General features: G+C 60.0%; 20 protein-coding genes and 1 pseudogene. 7 read left to right on the forward strand and 14 right to left on the reverse strand.

Features of this window, described 5'->3' with window-relative positions; all coding sequences use genetic code 11:
• Positions 1-3: 3 nt before the first annotated feature.
• The 4 genes from AB7M25_RS25420 to AB7M25_RS25435 all read left to right on the forward strand — a co-directional run bounded on the left by AB7M25_RS25420 (position 4) and on the right by AB7M25_RS25435 (position 4568).
• Positions 4-876: an ABC transporter permease gene (locus AB7M25_RS25420; protein WP_095965821.1), complete on the forward strand. Its 873-nt coding sequence runs from the start codon at positions 4-6 to the stop codon at positions 874-876.
• A 7-nt stretch (positions 877-883) separates the two neighbouring features.
• Positions 884-1711, forward strand: coding sequence for an ABC transporter permease (locus AB7M25_RS25425; RefSeq protein WP_429385500.1), 828 nt, complete (start codon positions 884-886; stop codon positions 1709-1711).
• A 317-nt stretch (positions 1712-2028) separates the two neighbouring features.
• On the forward strand, positions 2029-2733 hold the full coding sequence (locus AB7M25_RS25430) for a hypothetical protein (protein WP_429385498.1): 705 nt from the start codon (positions 2029-2031) through the stop codon (positions 2731-2733).
• A 404-nt stretch (positions 2734-3137) separates the two neighbouring features.
• On the forward strand, positions 3138-4568 hold the full coding sequence (locus tag AB7M25_RS25435; RefSeq protein WP_429385496.1) for an aminotransferase-like domain-containing protein: 1431 nt from the start codon (positions 3138-3140) through the stop codon (positions 4566-4568).
• Between the two features lie 114 nt (positions 4569-4682).
• On the opposite strand, the gene AB7M25_RS25440 is transcribed toward AB7M25_RS25435, so the two are convergent.
• The 10 genes from AB7M25_RS25440 to AB7M25_RS25485 form a co-directional block, all read right to left on the reverse strand.
• Complete coding sequence (locus AB7M25_RS25440; protein WP_454238141.1) at positions 4683-5483, reverse strand: N-acyl homoserine lactonase family protein; 801 nt, start codon at positions 5481-5483, stop codon at positions 4683-4685.
• Between the two features lie 14 nt (positions 5484-5497).
• Positions 5498-6457 carry a diiron oxygenase gene (locus tag AB7M25_RS25445; protein ID WP_429517620.1) on the reverse strand — a complete coding sequence of 320 codons (960 nt, stop codon included), beginning with the start codon at positions 6455-6457 and terminating at the stop codon, positions 5498-5500.
• A gap of 67 nt (positions 6458-6524) precedes the next feature.
• A complete protein-coding gene (locus AB7M25_RS25450; protein WP_429385492.1) occupies positions 6525-7283 on the reverse strand; it encodes a TauD/TfdA family dioxygenase in 759 nt (252 codons plus the stop codon).
• A gap of 21 nt (positions 7284-7304) precedes the next feature.
• On the reverse strand, positions 7305-8177 hold the full coding sequence (locus tag AB7M25_RS25455; RefSeq protein WP_429385490.1) for a branched-chain amino acid aminotransferase: 873 nt from the start codon (positions 8175-8177) through the stop codon (positions 7305-7307).
• Positions 8178-8208: 31 nt separating this feature from the next.
• A complete protein-coding gene (locus AB7M25_RS25460) occupies positions 8209-9549 on the reverse strand; it encodes a KamA family radical SAM protein (protein WP_429385488.1) in 1341 nt (446 codons plus the stop codon).
• A 32-nt stretch (positions 9550-9581) separates the two neighbouring features.
• The gene (gene yfcF / locus AB7M25_RS25465; RefSeq protein ID WP_429385486.1) at positions 9582-10226 is read right to left on the reverse strand and encodes a glutathione transferase; all 645 of its coding nucleotides are present in this window, start codon (positions 10224-10226) and stop codon (positions 9582-9584) included.
• 265 nt (positions 10227-10491) lie between these two features.
• Positions 10492-10977 carry a cupin domain-containing protein gene (locus AB7M25_RS25470; protein WP_429384030.1) on the reverse strand — a complete coding sequence of 162 codons (486 nt, stop codon included), beginning with the start codon at positions 10975-10977 and terminating at the stop codon, positions 10492-10494.
• A gap of 82 nt (positions 10978-11059) precedes the next feature.
• Entirely contained in the window at positions 11060-11554 is a 495-nt protein-coding gene (locus AB7M25_RS25475) for a RidA family protein (protein ID WP_046040191.1), read from the reverse strand.
• 48 nt (positions 11555-11602) lie between these two features.
• Entirely contained in the window at positions 11603-12883 is a 1281-nt protein-coding gene (locus tag AB7M25_RS25480) for an ATP-grasp domain-containing protein (RefSeq protein WP_454238142.1), read from the reverse strand.
• Positions 12884-12925: 42 nt separating this feature from the next.
• Positions 12926-14026 (reverse strand): hypothetical protein, encoded by a 1101-nt coding sequence (locus AB7M25_RS25485; RefSeq protein WP_454238143.1) that lies wholly within the window; start codon positions 14024-14026, stop codon positions 12926-12928.
• A 148-nt stretch (positions 14027-14174) separates the two neighbouring features.
• On the opposite strand from AB7M25_RS25485, the gene AB7M25_RS25490 reads away from it, so the two are divergent.
• Both AB7M25_RS25490 and AB7M25_RS25495 read left to right on the forward strand, forming a co-directional pair.
• On the forward strand, positions 14175-15593 hold the full coding sequence (locus AB7M25_RS25490) for an aminotransferase-like domain-containing protein (protein ID WP_454238144.1): 1419 nt from the start codon (positions 14175-14177) through the stop codon (positions 15591-15593).
• A 614-nt stretch (positions 15594-16207) separates the two neighbouring features.
• Positions 16208-16486, forward strand: a complete 279-nt coding sequence (locus AB7M25_RS25495) for a DUF3077 domain-containing protein (RefSeq protein ID WP_429384039.1) — start codon at positions 16208-16210, stop codon at positions 16484-16486.
• Positions 16487-16586: 100 nt separating this feature from the next.
• Here the strand turns inward: AB7M25_RS25495 and AB7M25_RS25500 are convergent, their stop codons facing one another.
• The 3 genes and pseudogenes from AB7M25_RS25500 to AB7M25_RS25510 all read right to left on the reverse strand — a co-directional run.
• A complete protein-coding gene (locus AB7M25_RS25500; protein WP_429384041.1) occupies positions 16587-17039 on the reverse strand; it encodes a hypothetical protein in 453 nt (150 codons plus the stop codon).
• A complete protein-coding gene (locus AB7M25_RS25505) occupies positions 17023-17661 on the reverse strand; it encodes a DUF6036 family nucleotidyltransferase (protein ID WP_429560295.1) in 639 nt (212 codons plus the stop codon). The genes AB7M25_RS25500 and AB7M25_RS25505 overlap by 17 nt, the downstream gene beginning before the upstream one ends.
• Before the next feature lie 231 nt (positions 17662-17892).
• Positions 17893-18441: pseudogene (locus AB7M25_RS25510) on the reverse strand (UbiA family prenyltransferase); the annotation flags it as partial.
• A gap of 61 nt (positions 18442-18502) precedes the next feature.
• Here AB7M25_RS25510 and AB7M25_RS25515 point away from each other — a divergent pair.
• Entirely contained in the window at positions 18503-21187 is a 2685-nt protein-coding gene (locus AB7M25_RS25515; RefSeq protein WP_454238145.1) for an RHS repeat domain-containing protein, read from the forward strand.
• 66 nt (positions 21188-21253) lie between these two features.
• Here AB7M25_RS25515 and cyoE read toward each other — a convergent pair whose 3' ends face one another.
• Positions 21254-22141, reverse strand: a complete 888-nt coding sequence (gene cyoE, locus AB7M25_RS25520) for a heme o synthase (RefSeq protein ID WP_218482408.1) — start codon at positions 22139-22141, stop codon at positions 21254-21256.
• Positions 22142-22149: the final 8 nt, after the last annotated feature.

Here is a 22149-nt window from a genome sequence, read left to right on the forward strand (position 1 = left end):
ACCATGACCACCACCCTGACCTCGACCCTGACCGCCCCCAAGCCCCGCTTCAGCTCGCCGGGCCTGGAGCGCGGCCTGCTGCTGTTTCCGCTGCCGGTGTTGCTGCTGGTCTTCTACGTGCTGCCGTTCCTCGGCGTGGTCGGCTGGAGCTTCTCGCTGCCGACGCCGGGTATCGAGCAGTACCAGCGCATCGCCACTGACCCTGCGATCCACGAAATGCTCTGGCGCACCTTGCGCCTGTGCCTGACCGTCAGCGGCCTGGCCTTGATGATCGGTTACCTGCTGGCCTACTGCTGGGTGTTCAGCCCGCCGTTCTGGCAGCGCGTGGTGGAGATCTGCATCTTCATTCCGTTCTGGATTTCCGTGCTGGTGCGGGCCTTCGGCTGGTTGATCGCCCTGCGCAGCAACGGCGTGCTCAACAACGGCCTGATGGGCATGGGGCTGATCGACCAGCCGCTGCAACTGAGCCGCAATGAGATAGGCGTGGTCATCGGCATGCTCCACGTGATGATCCCTTACGCGGTGTTCCCGCTGCTGTCGACCATGCGTCAACTCGACCAGCGTGTGCTCATGGCCTCGCGCGGCCTGGGGGCCGGTGCCTTGCGCACCTTCTGGCAAGTGCTGCTGCCGCAGACCCTGCCGGGCATTCTGGGGGCGTTCATCATGGTCTTCGTGTTCTGCCTGGGCTTCTTCATCACCCCGGTGCTGTTGGGTGGCGGGCAAACGGTGATGATCGCCGAGTACGTGTTCCTGCAAATGTTCCAGACCAGCAACTGGGGCCTGGGCGCGGCACTGAGCGTGGTGTTGCTGGCCCTGGTCAGCGCGCTGATCTGGGTGCTGTTGAAAATGACCCGCGTCAACCGACTGGTAGGCTGAGATCACTATGAATACCCATCGCACAAGCCTGAGTACGCGGCTGTTGGCCGTGGTCGCCATGGCCTTCATGCTGTTCCCGCTGCTGACGGTCATTCCGGTGTCGTTCACCAGCAAGCGCTTCCTGTCGATGCCCGAAGGCAACTGGTCGCTGCGTCACTACGAAGCGCTGGTGAGCAATCCGGACTGGTTCCACGCCATCAGCCAGAGCCTGACCATTGCCTTGGCCACCAGCGTCATCGCCACCTTGCTGGCCGCGAGTTTCAGCCTCGGCATCTGGTACATGCGCTCCAAATGGGCCACGGCCCTGATCGGCCTGGTGCTGTTGCCGATGGCGATCCCGCCGGTGATTTCCGCGCTGGTGCTGTACTTCATGGAGACCAAGCTCGGTCGCTTCGCCCCGGGTATGGGCTACGACACCCTGACCGGCGTGGTGATTGCCCACGTGATCATGGTGGTGCCGTACGGCGTGGTGACCATGCTGGTGGCCCTCAGCCAGATCGACCGGCGCATCGAACTGGCCTCGCGCAACCTTGGCGCCAGCCTGATGCAGACCACGTTCATGGTGATCCTGCCGAACCTGAAACTGGGCCTGGCCTCCACCGCACTGTTGGGGTTTGCCCTGTCCTGGGAAGAAGTGGCGGTGACGCTGTTCATCACCAGCGTCAACGTCGACACCCTGCCCAAGCGCATCTGGAGCGGCTTGCGCGATAACGTCGACCCGAGCGTCGCGGCGATTTCGGTATTGCTGATCTCGCTGACGTTGCTGGTGCTGATCGGACGGCTGGTGGTTCAGCATCTGGCGGATAAACGGGCGCAGAAGCTATTGCACCCATAATCGCGTCATTTCTCTCGGTAATCAGAAAGCCCCGCTTCGTCATGGTCGCGGGGCTTTTTGTGGGAGCGAGCTTGCTCGCGATGAGGGAGTGTCAGCCAACATCAAGGGGCCTGACAGATTGCCATCGCGAGCAAGCTCGCTCCCACAGGGATCCGGGTTGGCCGAAGAATCTGTGGTCAGCCCTCTACAAAGCAAAAACATGACCAGCCGCCTGTTGATCCGTGACAACACGGTCCCGGTCCAATAGATTAGGCGGCCTGAAAAAGCCCCCGGGCTTTCTCGCCCCTATTCAAGCTGAAAAAAGTAGTGAAATTTCAATGTCCGATTCCAACACCGCTGAATCCGTAGTCACCTTGTCGTCCAAAGCGGAATACGAAAACTCCATCAATCTTTCACAACACGTACCCCAGGCGAAAACCATCAGCGAGATGGTGCTGGACGCTTTCCAGTCCACCCGCGAAAGTGACCAGATCCGCGAACTGCGCGCTGCCATTCGGCAGGCCCACGACAGCTTCGACGACGACAAGGCCTATGAACTGATGGGCCAGCTCAAGCAACTCAAGGACGCCGAAGCCGCCGACATCGCCGCGCTGGAAGACCTGAGCAGCAAGTTCCCGATCAGCCGCATCCTCTCCAGCTTCAAGGACGACCCGGCGTTCCAGGAAATCGTCTACGGCCTGGCCCTGAAGGTGCTGAACCAGACGCACCAGGCCATCAGCAACCCGAGCGGCGGCAAGAGCAAGGCCGCCAAGGCCAAGAAAGAAGTCGAAGTGTTCACCATCAGCAAGGACGGCATCAGCGTCACCCTGCCGCTGCGCACCCCACGCTCGCGCCTGAACGTCGACCGTGAAGCCCTGGAGTTCCTCGGTTTCACCTTCGTGGGTGAAGGCGATGAGGCTGAACTGGAAAGCGAAACGTTCCTGGACAACAGCGGCGCCGAGCAAGCGGTCAACCGCAAGAACATCATCACTGCCCTGCAACAGCAGACGGCGTTCGATGGCTACAGCATCACTGCGCAGTAATCGCGGCAGTTGTGGTGAGGGGGCTGCCTGTGGCGAGGGGGCTTGCCTGTGGCGAGGGGGCTTGCCCCCGTTGGGTGGCGCAGCCACCCCAATCAAGCTAATTGAGTTTTTCAGTAAAACCGCATTCACCGAGTTTACGACGGCTTCGCCGCCGAACGGGGGAAAGCCCCCTCGCCACAGGCAAGCCCCCCCTTTCCACACAGAGTCCTCAGCGACTGACTGAACAGCCCCGCCATCCGTGCGGGGCTTTTTATTGCCCGTGATTCGGGCAAAACCGCGATTACTCTTCCAGTATCGACGCAGAACAACACTTCCCTTCACCCATGAGCACCACGGGTCCGCCTGCGGGGAGCGTCAACTCACTTTCCAGCCCAGACCTCGGTGGTGCAACTGCTGAGGTCATCATGAACACGACCCCTTTGTATCGCCAACTGGCCAATCACTATCTGGACGCTATCCGCAGCGGCACCTTGAAAACCGGTGAACGCTTGCCCTCGATCCGCCTGATGATGGAAAAACACGCCGTCAGCCTGTCGACCGCGGTGCAGGTGTGCCGGGAACTGGAAGACTGCGGCGTGCTGGAAGCCCGACCGCGTTCCGGCAACTACATTCGCCAGCCCGACACCTTGCCCAAGCCCGCCCCGGTTGCCTCGGAGCCAGCGCTGGATACCAGCGCCTATGTCGGCATTCATCAACAGGTCTCAACGGTGCTCAAGGCCAGTCAGCGCGCAACGGTCAAGGTCAATTTCGCCAGCGCCTACTGCGCGCCGGAGCTTTATCCGCTGAAGACCTTGCAAGACAACATGATCAAGTCGCTGCGCTACGACGCCGGCCTGCTCGGCGTCGCGGGCTCGACCTGCGGCAACAGCGCATTGCGCAATCTCCTGGCTCGGCGGGCGCTGGCCAGCAAGACCCACCTGCCCCCCGAACGGATCGTGATCACCAACGGCGCCACCGAAGCGATCAACCTGGCCTTGCGTGCGGTCACCCGCCCCGGCGACACCGTGGCCGTGGAGTCGCCAACCTTCTACGGTCTGCTGCAAATTCTCGAAAGCCTGAGCCTGCGGGTACTGGAAGTCCCGGCCTCGGCCCACACCGGGCTCAATCTGGCGGCCCTGGAAGGGCTGCTGCAAGGCCCTGAGCGGGTCAAGGCGTTGATCGTCATTCCCAACCTGCAAAACCCGCTGGGCAGCATCATGCCCGACGCCAACAAGGCACGGCTGGTGAAACTGTGCGCCGAGCACAACACCGTGCTGATCGAGGACGACACCTACGGCGACCTGGTGGACACCGAGCAGCCGCTGTCCACGCTCAAACATTGGGACCGCACCGACAACGTGATCTATTGCGCCTCGCTGAACAAAACCCTGGCACCGGGCATGCGCCTGGGCTGGATCAGCGCGGGCAAATGGCACGACCGTGTGGAGATGCTCAAGCACACGCAGTCGCGGGGGTGCGAGCTGTTATCGCAACTGGCGGTCAGCGAATTCATGCGCACACCGTCTTATGAACGTTACCTGCGACGGCTGAGGAAAACCCTGACCGTACAACGCGCGCAGATGAGCACGGCGATCGCCCGCTATTTTCCCATTGGCACCAGCGTGACCCACCCGCAAGGCGGCACGTTGTTATGGGTGGAATTGCCTCGCCGGCATTCATCCATGGCGTTTTTTCACGAGGCGCTGAAGGTCGGCATCCAGATTTCCCCTGGGGATATCTTTTCCAACACCGAGCGTTTCGATCACTTTGTGCGCATTGGTTGCGGCGCGCCGTATTCGCCACGGATTGATGAGGCACTGCAGACGTTGGGACGTATCCTGAAAGCTCAGGGTTAACACCGGCACTGTGGGAGCGGGCTTGCTCGCGAAGGCGTCAGTGCATTGAAAATTGCTGTGTCTGACACACCGCTTTCGCGAGCAAGCCCGCTCCCACAGGGTTTGAGGTGATCTTCAGCTCGGGGGTTGGTGCAGGCAAATGATATGCGGGTCGTCATTCCAGCGCGGGAAACGCTCGGCGATCAGCGGGTCGTGGCCGGGGATGACGTGGTCCTGGCTGTCGGCCAGGCGGTCGATCTCGGTGAAGGCTTCGAGGGTTTGCGCCAGGTCATCGAGGATCGGAAACGGACTGCGCTCACGAATGTTGACCCACAGGTGCGCGGCATCCGAGGCCAGTACAATCCAGCCGCGCTCAGTATTCACCCGCACCACCTGGCTGCCGGGCGTATGCCCGCCCACCGGGTGCAAGGTCACACCGGGAACCACCTCGACGACGCCCGTGTGTAATCGCATCCGCCCTTCGAACAGCGGTGGCAGCGCCGACATCACGTCCTCGACCTCGTAGGTTTTGTTCAGCGTGCGATGGGACATTTTCGGCCCGGTGCAAAAACGCAATTCCGCTTCCTGCAAATGCACGGTCGCCTTCGGGAACAGCCCGAGGTTGCCGGCATGATCCCAGTGCAAATGGGTCAGGATCAGGTGTTCGACCCGGGCCGGATCGATGTCCAGTTGCCGCAGGGATTCTTCCGGCAGGCGGTACATCTGGCGATTGCGCCGGTCCGCCGTGCCCGGTTGGAAACAGGTGTCGACCACGATCACCTGCTGCTCGTTGCGGATGACCCAGAAGTAGTAATCCAGCGGCATCGGCGCATTCGGATCACCGCAACAGGCGTCGTAGAGAAAATTCTCCCTGGCGGTGCGCTGGGCGTTTGCGCCGACACGGATGGCGAACACTTCGTACACAGGCGTGGACATAGACACCTCCGGGCTCAGGCGGCCGCCGTGGTTTTGAGGGTCGGACGGAAGTCGAAGTCGATCTGCTCGCTGATGCCCAGGTCCTGTGCCAGCTTATGCAGGCCGCTGTAGTCGCGCATGATGGTCGCGTTCTTGTTGCTTTCGCGGGTGTCGGCAATGATCAACGCCGCCTCCTCGACCCCGAGCTGCGTCAGAATCGCCTCCCACATGGAATAGTCCTGAGCGATAAAGGCACTCAGCGCCACCGACAGGTTGCGTGCGAAAAATTCCCGCTGGGTCGGCTGCATATTGGCGTACATGACCTTCGCCACTTCAGCCAGCACCTTGCTGTGAGCGTATTCGTCGCGGTTGTGCAGCTCGGCCACCCGGCGGTTCTGCGGCTGGATGGTCTGGTCATCCGCCAGCAAATCCAGATAGGCGTTGACGCTGATCTCGGCCACCACCGCAAAGGTGATCGCCGCCAGATCCCGCTGCCATTGCTCGGTCAGCTCGGCCTGCAAGGCCTTCAAGCGCAGGTAAGTGACGGACGGCGGCAGATCCAGATCCTGATCCAGCGCCCGCTCCAGCCTGGTCCGTTCGATGGCGCGCAGGTGCATCAGCGTGTGGTAGTGCTCGTCGATCAAGGTCTGTTGCATGGCCTCGCGAAAATGCCAGTCGTCCTTGCCCAGGTACTGATTGGCAATGACGCTGAGGGCCGGATTGACAATGTGTTCTTCGGCGGTGACGGTGCGCAGGTTGTAGCCGATCCAGCCCCAGGTCACCACGCTGCTTTTGAGCTCGTCACTCAAGGCCTGGAATGTCGGGTGATGGAAAAACGGCACCATGCACTCCGGGTAATCCGGGCGCAGCGGATCGAACGCTTCAATGATCTGAGCCCTGTCCGGCGCACAAACGGAGGCGCGCCTGGTCCAGGCCTGGTTGAGCCGCACGATCAGTTGATGATCGACCTGGGCGATCTCGATTGCTGTTTGCATGACGCGATACCTGTAAGACGCGTACCCGCCAAGGGGTACGCCAAAAGAATGAAGGGCGCCGGAAAAATCAGGCCAGCCAATAGCGGGTCAGGTTGCGCGCCGGATCAGTGTAACGACTGCGGGCGTGAATCATCCGCCAGTTGTCCCAAATCAGCAGGCATCCGTCGGGAATCAGCACCGGAATGTTGTGCTCGACGAAGTACGCCTCGCCGAGCGCGGCAAACCTGGCCAGCGGCGAGGTGCTGTTGGCGACCAGGGATTGCTGCAGGGCTTCCCTGGACGGATTCACATCGCCGTAGTGAAACTGGTTGTAGCTGAAACGGAAAATATCCCCGTCCTCCGTGGGCGTGAGGATGTACTCCTTGACCCGCCGTTGACCCGGTTCGCCGGGTTTAGCGGTGGCGACAAATTCTACCGGCGTGTCATCCAGCCACTCACGCAGTTCTGGTTCACTGCGCTCCAGGGACTTGAGAAATTCGTAGCCGTCCACCAAACCGGTGTGCCCGCCCCCGCACGTGGCCTGCTTATGGCAATGCAACGCCAGATAACGCGGCGGCGGCCCGTACACGGGCGCCTCGGTGTGTGGGCCAATGCCGTTCATGCTCTGGGAATACGGTAAGTCCTCGTAACCTGGCTTGCGAGTGATGGGAAAGGCCATCTGGCCGTTGAACTGCGGAATGATCGGGCCGAACTCATGCAAGGTGCCTACGACATCATGGGCAAATTCTTCCGCGGTCAGCACAGTCCAGCCCAACGTCGACAGCTCTTCATGACGATGGCCGAGCGAAATGTAAGGTTGAGACGCAACAATCCCTTGATCCGACATGGTGAGATTCCTGGCAGGTGATCAGGCGTTTACGGTTGAGGTGTAAGCGGCAATGAAGTCGCGGCAGGCACCGCCCGGTCGATAGCGGCGCTCATCGATGCTCTGCACCGGGGTGATTTCGGCGGCGGTGCCGGTGAGAAAACACTCATCGAAGTCGCCGAGTTCCGTAGGCAGAATCGTCCGTTCGACCACCTGATAATCCAGCGCTTTGGCCAACTCGATCACGGTCTGCCGGGTGATGCCGTTGAGGAAACAATCCGGCAGCGGGGTGTGCAGCGTCCGGCCTTTGACGAAGAACACATTGGCGCTCGTGGCTTCGGCGACGTGGCCGCGCCAGTCGAGCATCAAGGCATCGTGGTAACCCGTGTTCTCGGCGTCGTGCTTGCTCAGCGTGGCGATCTGGTAATGCCCGGAAGCCTTGGCCTCGAACGGGCTGCTGCAGGGTGGCGGACGGCGCCAGCTCGCGGTTTTCAAGCGGATGCCGGCCATGCGCGCCGCCGGGTCGAAATAGCTTGGCCACTGCCAACAGGCGATGGCCACGTGCACACGGTTAAAGCGCGCCGAGGTGGAGATCATTTCACTGCCGCGCCAGGCCACCGGGCGCAGATAACCCTCGAGCACCTTGTTGCGTTGCAGCAGTTCCTGGCTCGCCGCTTCCAGTTCGGCCAGCTCATAGGGGATGGCAAAGTCCATCAGGTGCGCCGAGCGGTACAGCCGCTCGCTGTGCTCGCGCAGCTTGAAGATCCTGCCGTTGTAGACCCGCTCGCCTTCATACACGGTGCTCGCGTAATGCAGGCCGTGGGTCAGCACATGCAACTGCGCCCGGGACCACTCGACGAACTCGCCGTCGAGCCAGATAACACCCTCGCGCTGATCAAACGGGATACTGCTCATCTCCCTATCTCCCCATTGTTCATGAATGTTCCTACGCCGTTTCCAGCAACACCGGTATCAATTCCGGCACGGCGGCGAGCTCGGTCTGAAAGAAGAACGAGCGCTCGCCAAAGGCCGGTTGCAAGTCGTCGAACCAGGTCACTTGCGGATCGAAGCGCGCGTAGAACGTGCGCAACACCCATTGCGGATTGCGTGCCTGGAGGAACTGCAAGACGAAGACTTTTTCCCCGGCGACGGTCTCGATGCCGTTGATCAACACCTTGCCGTAGAAGGTGCTCATGGACGGCCCGCGCACTGTTCGCGCAAGCCCCGACACCGTGCGGTACGCCGCCTGGAAGATCTCGAAAGCGCGGGCCAGCGGCATCGCGAAATAGTGGCTGGGGCCGGTGTCACGCTCGACGAACATGTAATAAGGCACCGCCCCGAGGCGCACGCCTTCGGTCCATAGCGCGGCCCAATCGGCGGGGTTTTCGTTGATGTGGCGGATCACCGGCGCCTGCATGCGCAGCGTCGCGCCCGTCGAGCGGATGCGCTCGATCGCCTGGCGGGCAACGGCCTGGCGGATCTCCACCGGGTGGTTGTAGTGGCCCATGATCGACAGGTTCTTACCCGCCGCGACGATGCGCTGGAACAGCGCCAGCAGCTCGGGCGCATCCTTGTCGCTGACAAAACGCTGCGGCCAGTACGCCACCGATTTGGTACCGATGCGGATGCTCTTGAGGTGTGGCAATTGCAGCAGCGGCTCGATGTATCCGGCCAGCGAACGGGTGTTCATGATCATCGGGTCGCCGCCGGTAATCAGCACATCCGTGACTTCGGTATGCACCCGCAGGTAACTGACCAGCTCCTGGGACTCTCGGGCGTTGAACTTGAGCTCTTCCTCGCCGATGAACTGCGCCCAGCGAAAACAGAAGGTGCAGTACGCGTGACAGGTCTGACCGGCACCGGGGAAAAACAGCACGGTCTCGCGGTACTTGTGCTGGATGCCCGGCAGGACTTTGCCATTGAGCGTGACACCGTTGTGGGTCAACTGTCCGGCCGGATGCGGGTTCATGCGCAGCCAGATCGCCTCGATCCGACGCTTGATCGCCGCGCTGTCCTCCAGCTCGATCAGTTGCTTGAGCGTGGCAAATTCCTCTGGCAGCAACATGTCCTTGTGGGGGAAGGTCATGCGGAAAACCGGATCGTCCGGAATGTTGTTCCAGTCGATCAGCGTGCCCAGCACGTATTCGTTGGTGCGAAACGGCATGACCCGGGCCACGACGGTCATGGCCTCCTGCAACGCCGGCGTCAGCTTGTGCCAGTAAGGCGTATCGCGGATGGTGCGTGAGTTATAGGGTTTGTAGCGTTCGTGCTCCGACAGTCCTTGCATGGCCGCGCTCCTGGTGCTTGCCCTGAGTGTTGTTAGGCGATGGCCGGCGCTTTGCGCTCTATGTCCATCCACGCCCGGACGCTGTCGCGGTCCCACTGGCGACGCACATAGGCCTGGAGCCGTGCCGGCACCGGATCGCCGTTGGCAACCAGGCGGTTGAGCATGATTGCCAGGTCGGTGTCGGCAATGCTCCAGTCACCGAACAGATGCTCGGCGTCCTCTTCCAGCAAATGGTCGGCGACGAACACCAGGCGTTCGACGGCGGCTTGGGCCTCGTCGGACAGCGCGGTGTTTTTCTTGCCGAAGTACACCAGGTCAAACGGGCGCTCCTTGCGCACCACCAGCAAGTCACTGCGCAACCAGGCCTGCAATTGACGGGCGCGGGCACGCTGCTGGAGGCCCTGCGGATAGAGTTTTTTATGCCCCGGGCAGAGTTCATCGAGGTACTCGGCAATCGCCGAGGATTCCGACAAGGCAAAATCGTCGTGAACCAAGGTTGGAACTTTGCAGGTCAGCGAAAGATCGCGATAACTCGCCCTATAGTTTTCGCGATCTTTCAGATCCACCGTGACAAGTTCAAATGAAAGTTGCTTTTCCTTGAGCGCAACAAATGCCGACATCGCAAAAGCGCTGACATGATCGGCGCCGACATACAGTTTGAGCTTCCTGTTTTCCATAGAGCACTCCATTCACTGACTGCAGGGATTAACGTGCATTGGAAGTGATCGTAGTTAGTTGAATGAAGGCTGAATAGATACAGAATTTGTCCGTTTCAATCGATACAGAAAGTTTGTTTACGCGGGCAAACACGCACGCAAAAAGCGGGCTCGGGAGCGTGTTTCGACGGATACAAAAAACACAGGAGCCGGCTTGCCGGCGATGGCGATCTCAAGGTCGCTATCGCCGGCAAGCCGGCTCCTGCGAAAAGCGGTGGTGGGGAAATTACGGCGGGGTGGTGATCAGGCCATGGCTGTCGGCAAAGTTCGAGAGCAGTGCCATCTGTGGCATGTTGCTCATGTTGAGCATCGCCAAAGGCTCGTGTTGGCTGGTGTTGACGAAGCCATGCCGGGTCCAGGCCGGCACCAGCAGCACGTCGCCGCTGCTGACGTTGACCTCATCGGCATCGCCGAGGGTCAGCACGCCGCTGCCACACTGGATAACGAACAGATGCCACCAGGAATGGGCATGACCGTTGAGCGTCACACCGGGGTTCAGCCATTGCATGGCGATCGCCATCCCGGGCGTCACTGCACAGCCGTCAATGCTCTTGTCGTGAGCCAGTGCGACAATATCCACGTCGCTGGCCTCAAGGGTCTGACGCATTCCCGCCAACTCGGTGCCTTTCCACACTTTGGCACTTTGCTGTCGATGATGCAGGCTCTGACGAAAGTCCTTATATGAAAAAAACGCACCTTGAAAGTTATCCATTCGCACGTCCTTTTTTTTATTTCCCACACTTTAGCGCTAAACCTTAAGTTATAGGTTCAGCGCTGTAAAGTCTGGAAATAATTTACAAAACCGATGGGCGCAAGGCGGCAATCATGTCCACTTCTATCGCGGCGTTCTTCGGTAGTTGATAAACACCGACTGTAGTGCGCGTATGTTTACCGGCATCACCCAACACGTGGCTGAACACATCCGAGGCGCCGTTGGCCACTTCGCTCAAGTCGACAAAATCCGCCGTGGACTTCACATAGACCGTTACCCGGATCAAGGACTTGATCTTGTCGAGCGAACCGATGGCATCGACGATCAACGCCAGCCCGCGCATCGCACTGATGCTGGCAGCCGCTTGCGCATCGGCCATGCTGAGGTCCAGCCCGACGCGGCCGGGATAATGGATCTTGCCGTTCATGCGTGGCACCAGGCCGCTGATGTACAGCTCATCGTGATGACGGATCAGCGGCGCGTAATGCCCGCCCGCGGTGTTTTCGCCGTAGATGTCATAGCCAAACTCTTTGGCCAGGGCGATGAAGCGTTCATCGCAGGTCATGTGCTGGATCATTGATCGAACCCTCTTGATCGGTAATGCAAAAAACGGGTGCTTGCGGGCTCAGCACACGGCGCGGGTGGCCGGTGCCAGGCAAGTCACCACAATGCGTGACTCAATCGACTCGGCCAGGCGCAACAGGTCCTTGCTCAGTTGCCCGTAGTGTTCGTTGAACAACACGATGTGGCCGATGAATGAGAAGTTGTCTTTGACCAACGCGCTGACCGAGTCGCCAATCCGCTTGGCGTACTGCCCTTCCACCAGGTCGATGCGCAGTGCGCGGGCCAGGGCCTCGATGTCTGGCGTTGCCCGCAGGATGCCGCCAGCCGGCGCCCTGAGCAGGCGAATGCCGCAGTAGCCGCGAGCCACTGGCTCATGCTGCTCGGTCTTGCCTTCCACCGCCCAGCGCACCCAGCGTTCCCACGGATCGAAATTGACGAAGGCGCGCTTGGCCAGGTCCCAGATGTGCATGCCGCCAGGGCGCATGTTGGTTTCCACGGCGCTGGTCAGGTTGTCGCGGCGCAGGAACACTTCGTTGTGCCAGGCACCGTTGTCCCGGGACACCAGACCCGCCATATGCCGACCGGCTGCCATCAAGCGTGCCTGGACCTCAGCTGAAAGCGGTGCGGGGACGACTTGCTGGATCTCTGCGCGGTAGGCGCCTTCGGTGGTGGTTTTCTCAGTCACCCAGGTGCTGCCGGCCACGCAGTCCCAGCTGTATTCGCGGGCGTTCTGCACCAGCTCTTCAAGGACGATGCCGCCCTCGCGATAGGGCTTGAGGGCGAGCCAGGCGTCATCGCACTCCGAAGGGTGATGGATCACGCGACAGCCTCGGCTCGCCCCTTCGCAGGCCGGCTTGATGAAGGCCTTGCCGCCCAGTTCGACGACGCGCTGGCGCAGTTCCGGCAGGCTGTCGACCCGCACGGAAAACACCGGCCGGTATTCTTCGGGGGAACGGCTGGCCGTGGCTTCGAGACGGCGAAAGATCTGCTTGTCCAGGCCCGCTCGCGCTTCGTTCGGGGTGATGCCCGGCAGGCCGAAGTGACTGGCCAGCGCGGCACCGAGCAGCACGCCGCGATCGGAGAACGGCAGTACGCCGATCAGCTTCCAGCTGTCGGCATTCAGGCACCCCACCACCAGTTCAAGGGACGCCGCCACGTCTTTCTCGGCCAGCGAAGTGCTGCAGACGTGATCGGCCACCTGGTCGTCATGGGGCTGAATCTTCTCGACCAGCAGGATGAGCCTGGCGTTGTAGAGCGACTTGCACAGCTCGCGCAATTTCTGGATGTCGTGAACCCGATTGCCGTTGTAACCGACCACTACCACGCATGAAGTCGTATTCATAATGCCCCCGACCTGCAAAGTGAAAACCGCAACGGCGATGACTCAGTCATGCAACGACGCATTGGATTGACGGTTGAGCCAGTACCAGGCCAGGATCCCGCCGGCGCCGATGGCGGCGAGGACCAGCGCGTTGTCCGGCGCCGGCACCACTCGCATGATCAACACGGTCAGCCCGGCCCCCACACCCAGGGACACTTCCTTGACGAACATGTTGTTTTGCTTGACCGAGAAGTAATCGAGGTAGCTGAAGGCGCATTCGGCGATCGACAGCAACGCCACCCAGATCAGCGCCCCGGCAAGGGTTTCGACGTGGAACGCGGCTGGCGAAGACAGCACGGCAAAGCCGCCGACGATGATCCCGATCACCGCCACGACCTTGAAGCGCCCGGTGCGCTCGATCAGCTTCATCACCGGCACCTGGGCGAACACCACCACAGCGCTGTTGAGGATCAGCATCAGGCCGTACCAGGCCGGCAGCTCGCCGGTCTTGAGCAGGATTGCCTGTGGCAGGATCGAGAACACCCCGAACAGCTTGATGCCCATGATGATCCCCGCGATCACCCACGGCAGTTTGTTGCCCCAACTGCTGCCGACCTGGCTGGCTGGACGGGCCAGCACCGGTTCGGTGGTGAAGGTCGCGCCGAGGGCGATCGGCAGGCACAGCAACACGAACGCCGCCGCACCGAGGAAAAACATCGTTGGCGTGAGCAGCGGCGACAGCAGGATCAAACCGGCCACCAGGCTGCCCATGTTCATGGCCACGCGGTTGTAGGCCGCGCCTTCCTTGGTCTGGGCCGCTTCGCTCTTGATCAGGTAACCGGCAATGGCAATGCCGTAGGCAAAGAGTGCGGCGGCAAACATCACCATGCCTTGATGGCTGGTCAGCGCCAGCAGCACCAGGCCAAGGCCGGCACACAACAGCGTGACGCTCAGGGAGCGGCGCCCAAGCACCAGTAAAGTCAGGGGCAACAACAGCAACAAGGCACGATATCCAAGGGCCAGGATGCTGTTGGTGGCCGTGTCGAGCCAGACGTTGGCCTTGCCCAGCACCGCGAACAGCGAAACAGCCGTGATGACCCGGATCGTGAATAACCGCAGGTTAATTGCCGGCTTGGCCACCGCAACCGTTGTTTCGACACTCATGCAGCACCTCAGGAACCGGATGAACGCCCGCCAACCAAGGCCGACATTCAGAAAAGTCTGTAAGGGCATGGTAGAGAGAGAGGCTTGTCCTGATCAGGGCAAGTTCGTATAGAATCCAACGAACTTTACTGCCGGAGAGACCAGTAAAATGCAGGTTCAACGTGCAGTCATCAAAGCCATTGAATTCCAGCCCGGCGCGCCGTTGGTGCAGCAGATCGTCGATCAGCTGACCCAGGCCATCAGCACCGGTGGCCTGCCCCACGGCGCCAAATTGCCGCCGATTCGCGAACTCTCCGACTTGATGAACGTGGGCAAATCCACAGTGGTGGATGCGCTGGACCGCTTGCGCGCCAAGGGGCTGGTGGTGTCACGCCAGGGCTCGGGGCATTACGTGCATCGCTCCGAAGCGGCGCTGAAAAGTGGCACCGGCCCGGACCTGCAACCCCAGGACACCCTCAGCGTGATTCGTCGCGCACTGTTGCTGGACAACGGCGCGCTGCGCCCCGGCTGCGGTTTTCTGCCAACCTCCTGGCTGCCCGCCGAAGAATTGCAGAAAGCCGTGCGCGGCACCCTGCGAGCGACATCGTTGCGCATGGGCGAGTACGGCGTGGCCGGCGGTTACGTGCCGTTGCGCCAGGCTTTGCGGGTCAAACTGGCGACTTTCGGCATCGAAGCGCCGGTGGACCAGATCATCACCACCGCCAACACCATGCAAGCCATCGACCTGCTGATGCGCCTGCTGGTCAAACCCGGCGACACCGTACTGCTCGACGACCCCTGCTACTTCAACATGCACGCCAACCTGGCGCTGCACGGGGCCAAAGTCATTACCATCGCCCGGGATTGCGACGGCATGGACCTCGACGCGCTCGAGCAACTGCTGATCGCCCACAAACCGGTGCTGTACATGACCAACAGCACACTGCACAACCCCACCGGCCACTCGTTCACCCCGGCCCAGGTCTACCGCTTGCTGGAACTGAGCCACCGCCATGGCTTCCACATCGTCGAAGACGATCTGTACTGCGACATCCAGCAACGCCGCACCCCGCGCCTGGCAGCCAGCGGGCTGGACAACGTGAGTTATGTGTCGGGCTTCTCCAAGACCCTGACCGCCAACAGCCGCGTCAGCTACACCGTGCTCTCACCGCAACTGGCGGCGCGGATGGTCGCACTAAAAATGGCCTGCGGCGGCGTGACCTCGGAACTGGCGGAGCAGATCACCTGCACCATGCTCAGCGACGGCAGCTACGCCAAGCATGCGCGGCGCACGGTGGACCGGCTGTATGAATCCAACAGCCGGGTAGCGAGTTGGCTGGCGGAAGCCGGATGTTCGCTTTCCTCGCTGCCGGGCGAAGGCGTGTTTATCTGGGCGCGGTTGCCGGAGGGCCTGCACGCCGAGAACCTGGCTCGACAAGGGCTGGAGAACAACATGGTATTGGCGCCAGGCACCTTGCTGAGCAAAGGGCCGAATGCCAGTCAGTTCCTGCGATTCAATGTGGCGCACAGCGATAGTCTGCAGGTACGGGAGCGGTTTTTCCGGTTGCTGGATAAACCCCATAAATAACTGACGGCCCTCAATCCTGTAGGAGCTGGCTTGCCAGCGAAGAGGCCGTCACAGCCAATATCCAAGTCGCCTGACACACCGCCTTCGCTGGCAAGCCAGCTCCTACAAGGGTGTGCGCTGATTTTCGCGTTCAACGTAGTTCAACTGTGGGAGCCTGCTCGGGAAGAGGCCGTCACATCCAGCATCAATGTCGCCTGACACACCGCCTTCGCGGGCAAGCCCGCTCCCACAGGGATTGCGGTGTCCCGGCCATCCCCGGCCACCAGATCGCTACGATTGCCGACCTCATGCTTGCCGGCTAACTTCGCCCCCCGTCGCTGCCAATTCAGCGACCGGGCCTGAGAACCCGAGTAAGATGCCACGCAGCTACGCCCCACGATTGTTGGCGTTTTTTTACGCCTGAATTTTCGTGCTATGGCGGCTGTGTGTGGGAGACCTTAGGGTCTGCCGGGTCCTGCATCTCCGGTTTCTCAGCCTGCGCACAGCTGCCACCCATTCGCCTGAGAACGAACGGGACAGCTTCACTTATGCAGGAGTTACAAATGAACGCTATCGATCCGTCTGCTACACCAGTCATGCCCCTCCACCTCCAGCCCTACAGGAGGTGAAGCCCAATGACCAATCCCCAAGATCTCAAAACCATCGGCCTCACCCCCTTCTCCTACCACGCCAACGAACCGCTGTTCCGCATCAACGCCGGTGTCCCGGTGATCGAAGCCCTCTACCACGCCTCCGACCTGCTCCACATAGCCAAACTGCTCGCCTCAGACGCCGCCATGGTTCGCGACTCCGACCGGCACGCCTGGGCCTCGCATTTTTTGCAGGACATGAGCAAGGCGATCATCGATGACGTGGTGAAGGTGCTCGATGCGCCATGTAACAACCACGCATAAACAAAAAGCCCCACCCTTCTCCCGAAGGGCGGGGCTTACAAGCTGACGACTGTTGTCACTTCAGGGCCGAACGAGGCAGCCGTTTTGTTGCAAGCTGGACTCAGGAAAACATTGCGCGCTGCTCAGCTTCGTAGTGCCGGGTCTGGAAAGGCATGAGGGTTTGGGCTTTCAGGCCGAGGCCCTCACTCAATCCCCAAGAGACAGCGAGCTCATCACGACGTCGATGTAATGGCGTGACGGTTTGTAGCGTCGCGACTTGCCTGGAAGTCGAATGTGCAAAAAGCTCGAGGACATTGAGGGTCTCGGACACCCGGAGATCCGATAAGCAAGTAAATCGAGTGAATCGTTCGAGCAGATAGCCCGCGCGCCGAACCTCAACTTCGTCAGTGTGACGACTCAAAAAAGCGCTGACCTCGCTTTCCAGGTTTGAATTCGAGTACCAGACCGCTTTGGCAGCGCTCACGAGCGCTGCGTCATCCGCTTGATTCAAAGGTCTTGTTACCAGCGTGTCCAATGCAGATGAGAGGACGTGGCCGTTAAGGGGCTTCGCCATCTGGGTTCTCCAGGTAATCGTGCAAAATATTCGTAAGAACGGAGATTGGTGGCTCTTTGTTGCCAACATATACATCAATTGCCTGCAACGCCAGTCGACGGAATTCGCTGGTCAGTATGAAACCCGCCCTGAGAAGTGCCTTGATATCACCAATGTCCTGATCGGTCGCTCTGCCCAGCTTGGAGATGGCAATGTCGACAGGTGCTGCAATATGAACGTGCAGCGGGGATTCAACCGGAAACTCTTCAAAGGGAAGGCTGCGCTCCCAATAGTCCTCGTGAATCGGGCCAAAACTGGTGTTGTATTGAAGGTCGTAGTTCAGCTCCATCAAGCGACCTGATCGCTCATCGACAAACTGTTCGGGTATCTCTGCGAGCATGGTTTGCAGGTGCAAACCGTCGGGGACATGAGCCTCATAAATCTCGGCATCGACGTCGCTGGAAACGCGATGATGGGTGTAAAGGTGAACAGCGCAGCCACCGAAGACAATGATTTTGACCGCCCCGGGTCCTGCGTTCTCAAGTACCAGCTCCGCTTCGACAGATTTGAACATCGAAATCAAAGCCTGCCCTAACGCTGTACTCGTATTAACGCGCGGGGTGATTACCTCTGGCAGTTCCATCGTAGAGCCTCTGGGATGCTTGTGATGACAGCATTCCGAGGCTAGAGATACGACTTCCGACCCTCAACCTGAAAGCCCGGTAGGACAGTGCTGGTACATTCGTAAGCATTTTCGCTTGCCCGTTCGCCCCATTGTCAGCGAGCCTGCTCGCCGTGGCGGCGCCAGGAAAATCCCAACAAAAAACCCCGCTCTTCTCTCGAAGGCGGGGCTTTTCTTTTCAGCATCCGACGCTTAAGGCGCGCACGTCAGCAGCAATTCCGTCGGCACTTTGAAGTCCAGGGACATCATCACGCTCAACGCGGTAATGGTGAAGATCGAGAACACGAACAGCTTGCGTGCCCAGACCGTGTCATCCACTGCCTTGTAGCCGGTCCAGGCCATGTACAGCCAGTACATGCCCATGGCCGCGGCGACGGCGAGGTAGCTCATGCCGGCGTAGCCGCTGAAGGTCAGCATCAAGGTCGCCACGAGGAAGGCCAGGATGTAGATCAGGATGTGCTTCTTGGCCACTTCGATCCCGCGCTTCACTGGCAGCACCGGAATCGATGCGGCCAGGTAATCGTTGAAGCGGAAGATCGCGATGGCGTAGGAATGCGGCATCTGCCACAGGCTGAACATCACCAGCAGGGTCAGCGCGGCCATGTCGAAGGTGTTGCTCACCGCGACGTAGCCGATGACCGGCGGCATGGCGCCCGACAGACTGCCCACCAGCGTGCCGTGAACCGACTTGCGCTTGAGGTACAGGCTGTAGAAGCCGACGTAGATCACGAAGCCGATGACTTCCAACGATACTCTGCATTGTGACTACACTTCACTCTCCCCCACTGGGAGATGATCTTCAATGCCCTCAAGCTTGCATCAGCATACGCCCACCCTTTCTGTCATTGATCCGCGCCGATTGCAGGTGGCGACTGTGGCCTATCACCGGGCAAAAGTGGAGGAACCCTCTCAAGCGCGTACGGAACGGCAGGCTTACGATGCTGCTGGGCGAGTGCGCTCGCAATGGGACGCGCGGTTGTGGAGGCTGGGGGCTGAGTCGGGGTTGCCCAACCAGAGGAAGGCCTGCAGCCTGTCCGGGCGGGTGCTGGGCCTCGAAAGCGTAGATGCCGGCTGGTGCGTAAATCTTTTCGGCTCCGGAGCTCAGGCATTGGAAAGCTGGGATGGACGAGGCAGCCACCGGCAGACCACTTATGATCCCCAGTTGCGCCCACTCACTGTGCATGAGCATCTGGAGGACGACATCCCGGCATGCGTCGAACGCTTCACTTATGGCATCTGCGCTGAAACTGGCAATCGCTGTGGGCGGCTGATCCGTCACGATGATCCTGTAGGCACCCAGGTGTATGTCGAATATGGATTGCTGGGACAGGCCGTTGCGCAAGCCCAGCAATTTCTAAAAGACCTGACCCCACCGAACTGGCCTGGCTTGTTACTGGAGCGCGATGCTTTATTAGAGGCGGGGGAGCTGTACCTCACGCGATGGCGCCACAATGCATTGGGCGCGGTACTCAGCCAAACCGATGCCTTGGGTAACAAGCAGCTCTGTAGATACAACGTTGCAGGTGAATTGGCGCACTCCAGCCTGATACCCGACGGAGAAACCGAACTGGTGGTGATGGGCAATATCATTTACAACGCATCAGGCCAGATGGAATCCCAAACAGCGGGCAACCGGGTCAGCATCCAGGCGACGTATGCGGCGGACAGCGGTCGACTTCTACGCTTGTTTGCAGCCCGGCCTAGTAAGGTGCTTCAAGACCTGCACTACGTTCAGGATCCGCTGGGCAATGTAGTCAGCGTTGAAGATCGGGCACAGCCGACCCAATGGTTTGACGCTCAACAGATCAACCCCTTGAGCACCTTCCGCTACGACACACTGGGTCAACTGCTTGAGGCAACGGGCCGGGAAAGCGTGCTGGCCGGCATCCACCCTGGTTTGCCCGAACTGGTGGTGCCGGGTACAAGCGATGCAAGCCGGCTACGCAACTACAAACAAAGCTACACCTATGACGCCGCCGGGAACTTGCTTACCCTCAAACATGGCGAAGCGCCGCTGCGGAGGATGAAGATTGCCCTACGCTGCAATCGCAGCCTGAACATGGCCGACGAAGCGAATCCACCGGATCTGGACAAGGGTTTCGACGCGAACGGCAATATGCTGTTGCTGGAGGGGGCACAAGCCATGACATGGGACGCGCGCAATCAGTTGCAATGCGTTACCCAGGTAGCACGCAATGGCGGTGCCAATGATGACGAAGTCTATGTCTATCATGGCAACGGCCAACGTGGCCGTAAGGTAAGAACTCAGCAGACGAAGGCCGTCGGACATGTGGCGCAGGTCCTGTATTTGCCGGGGTTGGAAATTCGTCGCAATACGGCCACGGGAGAGGAGCTGCACGTGATGACAGTGCAGTCCGAGCACAGCCAGATGAGACGACTGCACTGGCTGGCAAACGGTCGCAAGGCACTGCCTGCTGCACAGTCGCGCTTCAACGTCGACGATCATCTGGGTAGCTACGTGCTGGAGCTTGATGAGCAGGGTGAGGTGATCAGCCATGAGGGTTATTACCCGTTCGGTGGCAGTGCGTGGTGGGCGGCAAAAAGCCAGATCCGTGCCGATTGCAAGACGATCCGTTATTCCGGCAAGGAGCGCGATGCGACAGGCCTCTATTACTACGGCTTGCGCTACTACGCGCCTTGGCTCAATCGCTGGATCAATCCGGACCCGGCGGGGGATATTGACGGGCTGAACTTGTATCGGATGGTCAGGAACAATCCGCTGCGGTTTCGGGATGGGGATGGCAGGGCGCCGGAAGATATTGATGAATACTCAGAAAATTCCCCCAGCGCTCGGGCGCCGGGTTATCAACAAGACCCGGGGAAGTTCAGACGACTGGACATGAAAAAGCGTGCTGCCGGTGCTCGTGAGAACGAAGTTGTAAAAGCCTTCGAGGACCACCTGTATTTTAATAACCACACCATAGAATCCACTTACACGGCGCCGACCATACCTCGCAGGTATCGCTTCCAAAATGAATTTTTACCGGGCCGTTGGAAAATGGTCTCCAACTACCGGGCTCCAGGGAATGTGGGACCGAACGCTACCGATGTGACGTGGCATCAATACGAAAAAGTATCAAGGGAGAACCATTTTTATGGCGTCTTACCGAAAGTCATTGTTCGGTGGGATGTGATCAACAAAGAAGCGTTATGCGCTACCGAAGAACAGGAAGGGATGCTGGAACGCTTTTTGGCCAGTAAAGGCAACGGCAGGTCTACCCAGCGAATAATGGACGCCTTCGGATTGCGAGCAACCGGCATTGAACGGCGAATAGTCCTGGATTACCGCTTCGCAGTAGATGTTGAAATCATCGTGGTGCATGTCGAACCTATCCCGCACCGGGATATATTGGAGCGGGACTTGCGCCGTATGAGTCGCAACCCGGTATCGCGGGTCGCTCATAGTGTCTGGCGAACCTTGAAACGCACTGTTCTGCGTACCCCCTCCCAAAGAGCTTTGAGGTGACCCTGCTTTAATAAAAAGCCCCGCTCTTCTCTCGAAGGCGGGGCTTTTCAATTCAGCATCCGACGCTTACGGCGCGTACGTCAGCAGCAATTCCGTCGGCACTTTGAAGTCCAGGGACATCATCACGCTCAACGCGGTAATGGTGAAGATCGAGAACACGAACAGCTTGCGTGCCCAGACCGTGTCATCCACTGCCTTGTAGCCGGTCCAGGCCATGTACAGCCAGTACATGCCCATGGCCGCGGCGACGGCGAGGTAGCTCATGCCGGCGTAACCGCTGAAGGTCAGCATCAAGGTCGCCACGAGGAAGGCCAGGATGTAGATCAGGATGTGCTTCTTGGCCACTTCGATCCCGCGCTTCACCGGCAGCACCGGAATCGATGCGGCCAGGTAATCGTTGAAGCGGAAGATCGCGATGGCGTAGGAATGCGGCATCTGCCACAGGCTGAACATCACCAGCAGGGTCAGCGCGGCCATGTCGAAAGTGTTGCTCACTGCGACGTAGCCAATCACCGGCGGCATGGCGCCCGACAGACTGCCCACCAGCGTGCCGTGAACCGACTTGCGCTTGAGGTACAGGCTGTAGAAGCCGACGTAGATCACGAAGCCGATGACGGCGAACAGTGCGGCCAACGGGTTGGCCACCTTGTACAACAGGGCAACGCCGGCGACGCCCAGGACGGTCGCATAGGCCAGGGCCAGTTTCAGGGAGATCAAGCCCTGGACCAGCACTCGGTTCTTGGTGCGTTCCATCTTCAGGTCGATGTCGCGGTCGATGCAGTTGTTGAACACGCAACCGGAGGCAACCACCAGGGACGTGCCGATCATGGCGGCCAGGAAGATGGCCAGATCGACATGCCCTTTGGAGGCCAGGAAAAATCCGCCTGCCACAGAAAGCACGTTACCGAAAATGATCCCCGGTTTGGTGATTTGGATAAAGTGCTTAAGGGACATGCGGATCT

This window comes from Pseudomonas sp. AP3_22 TE3818 (assembly GCF_053628995.1).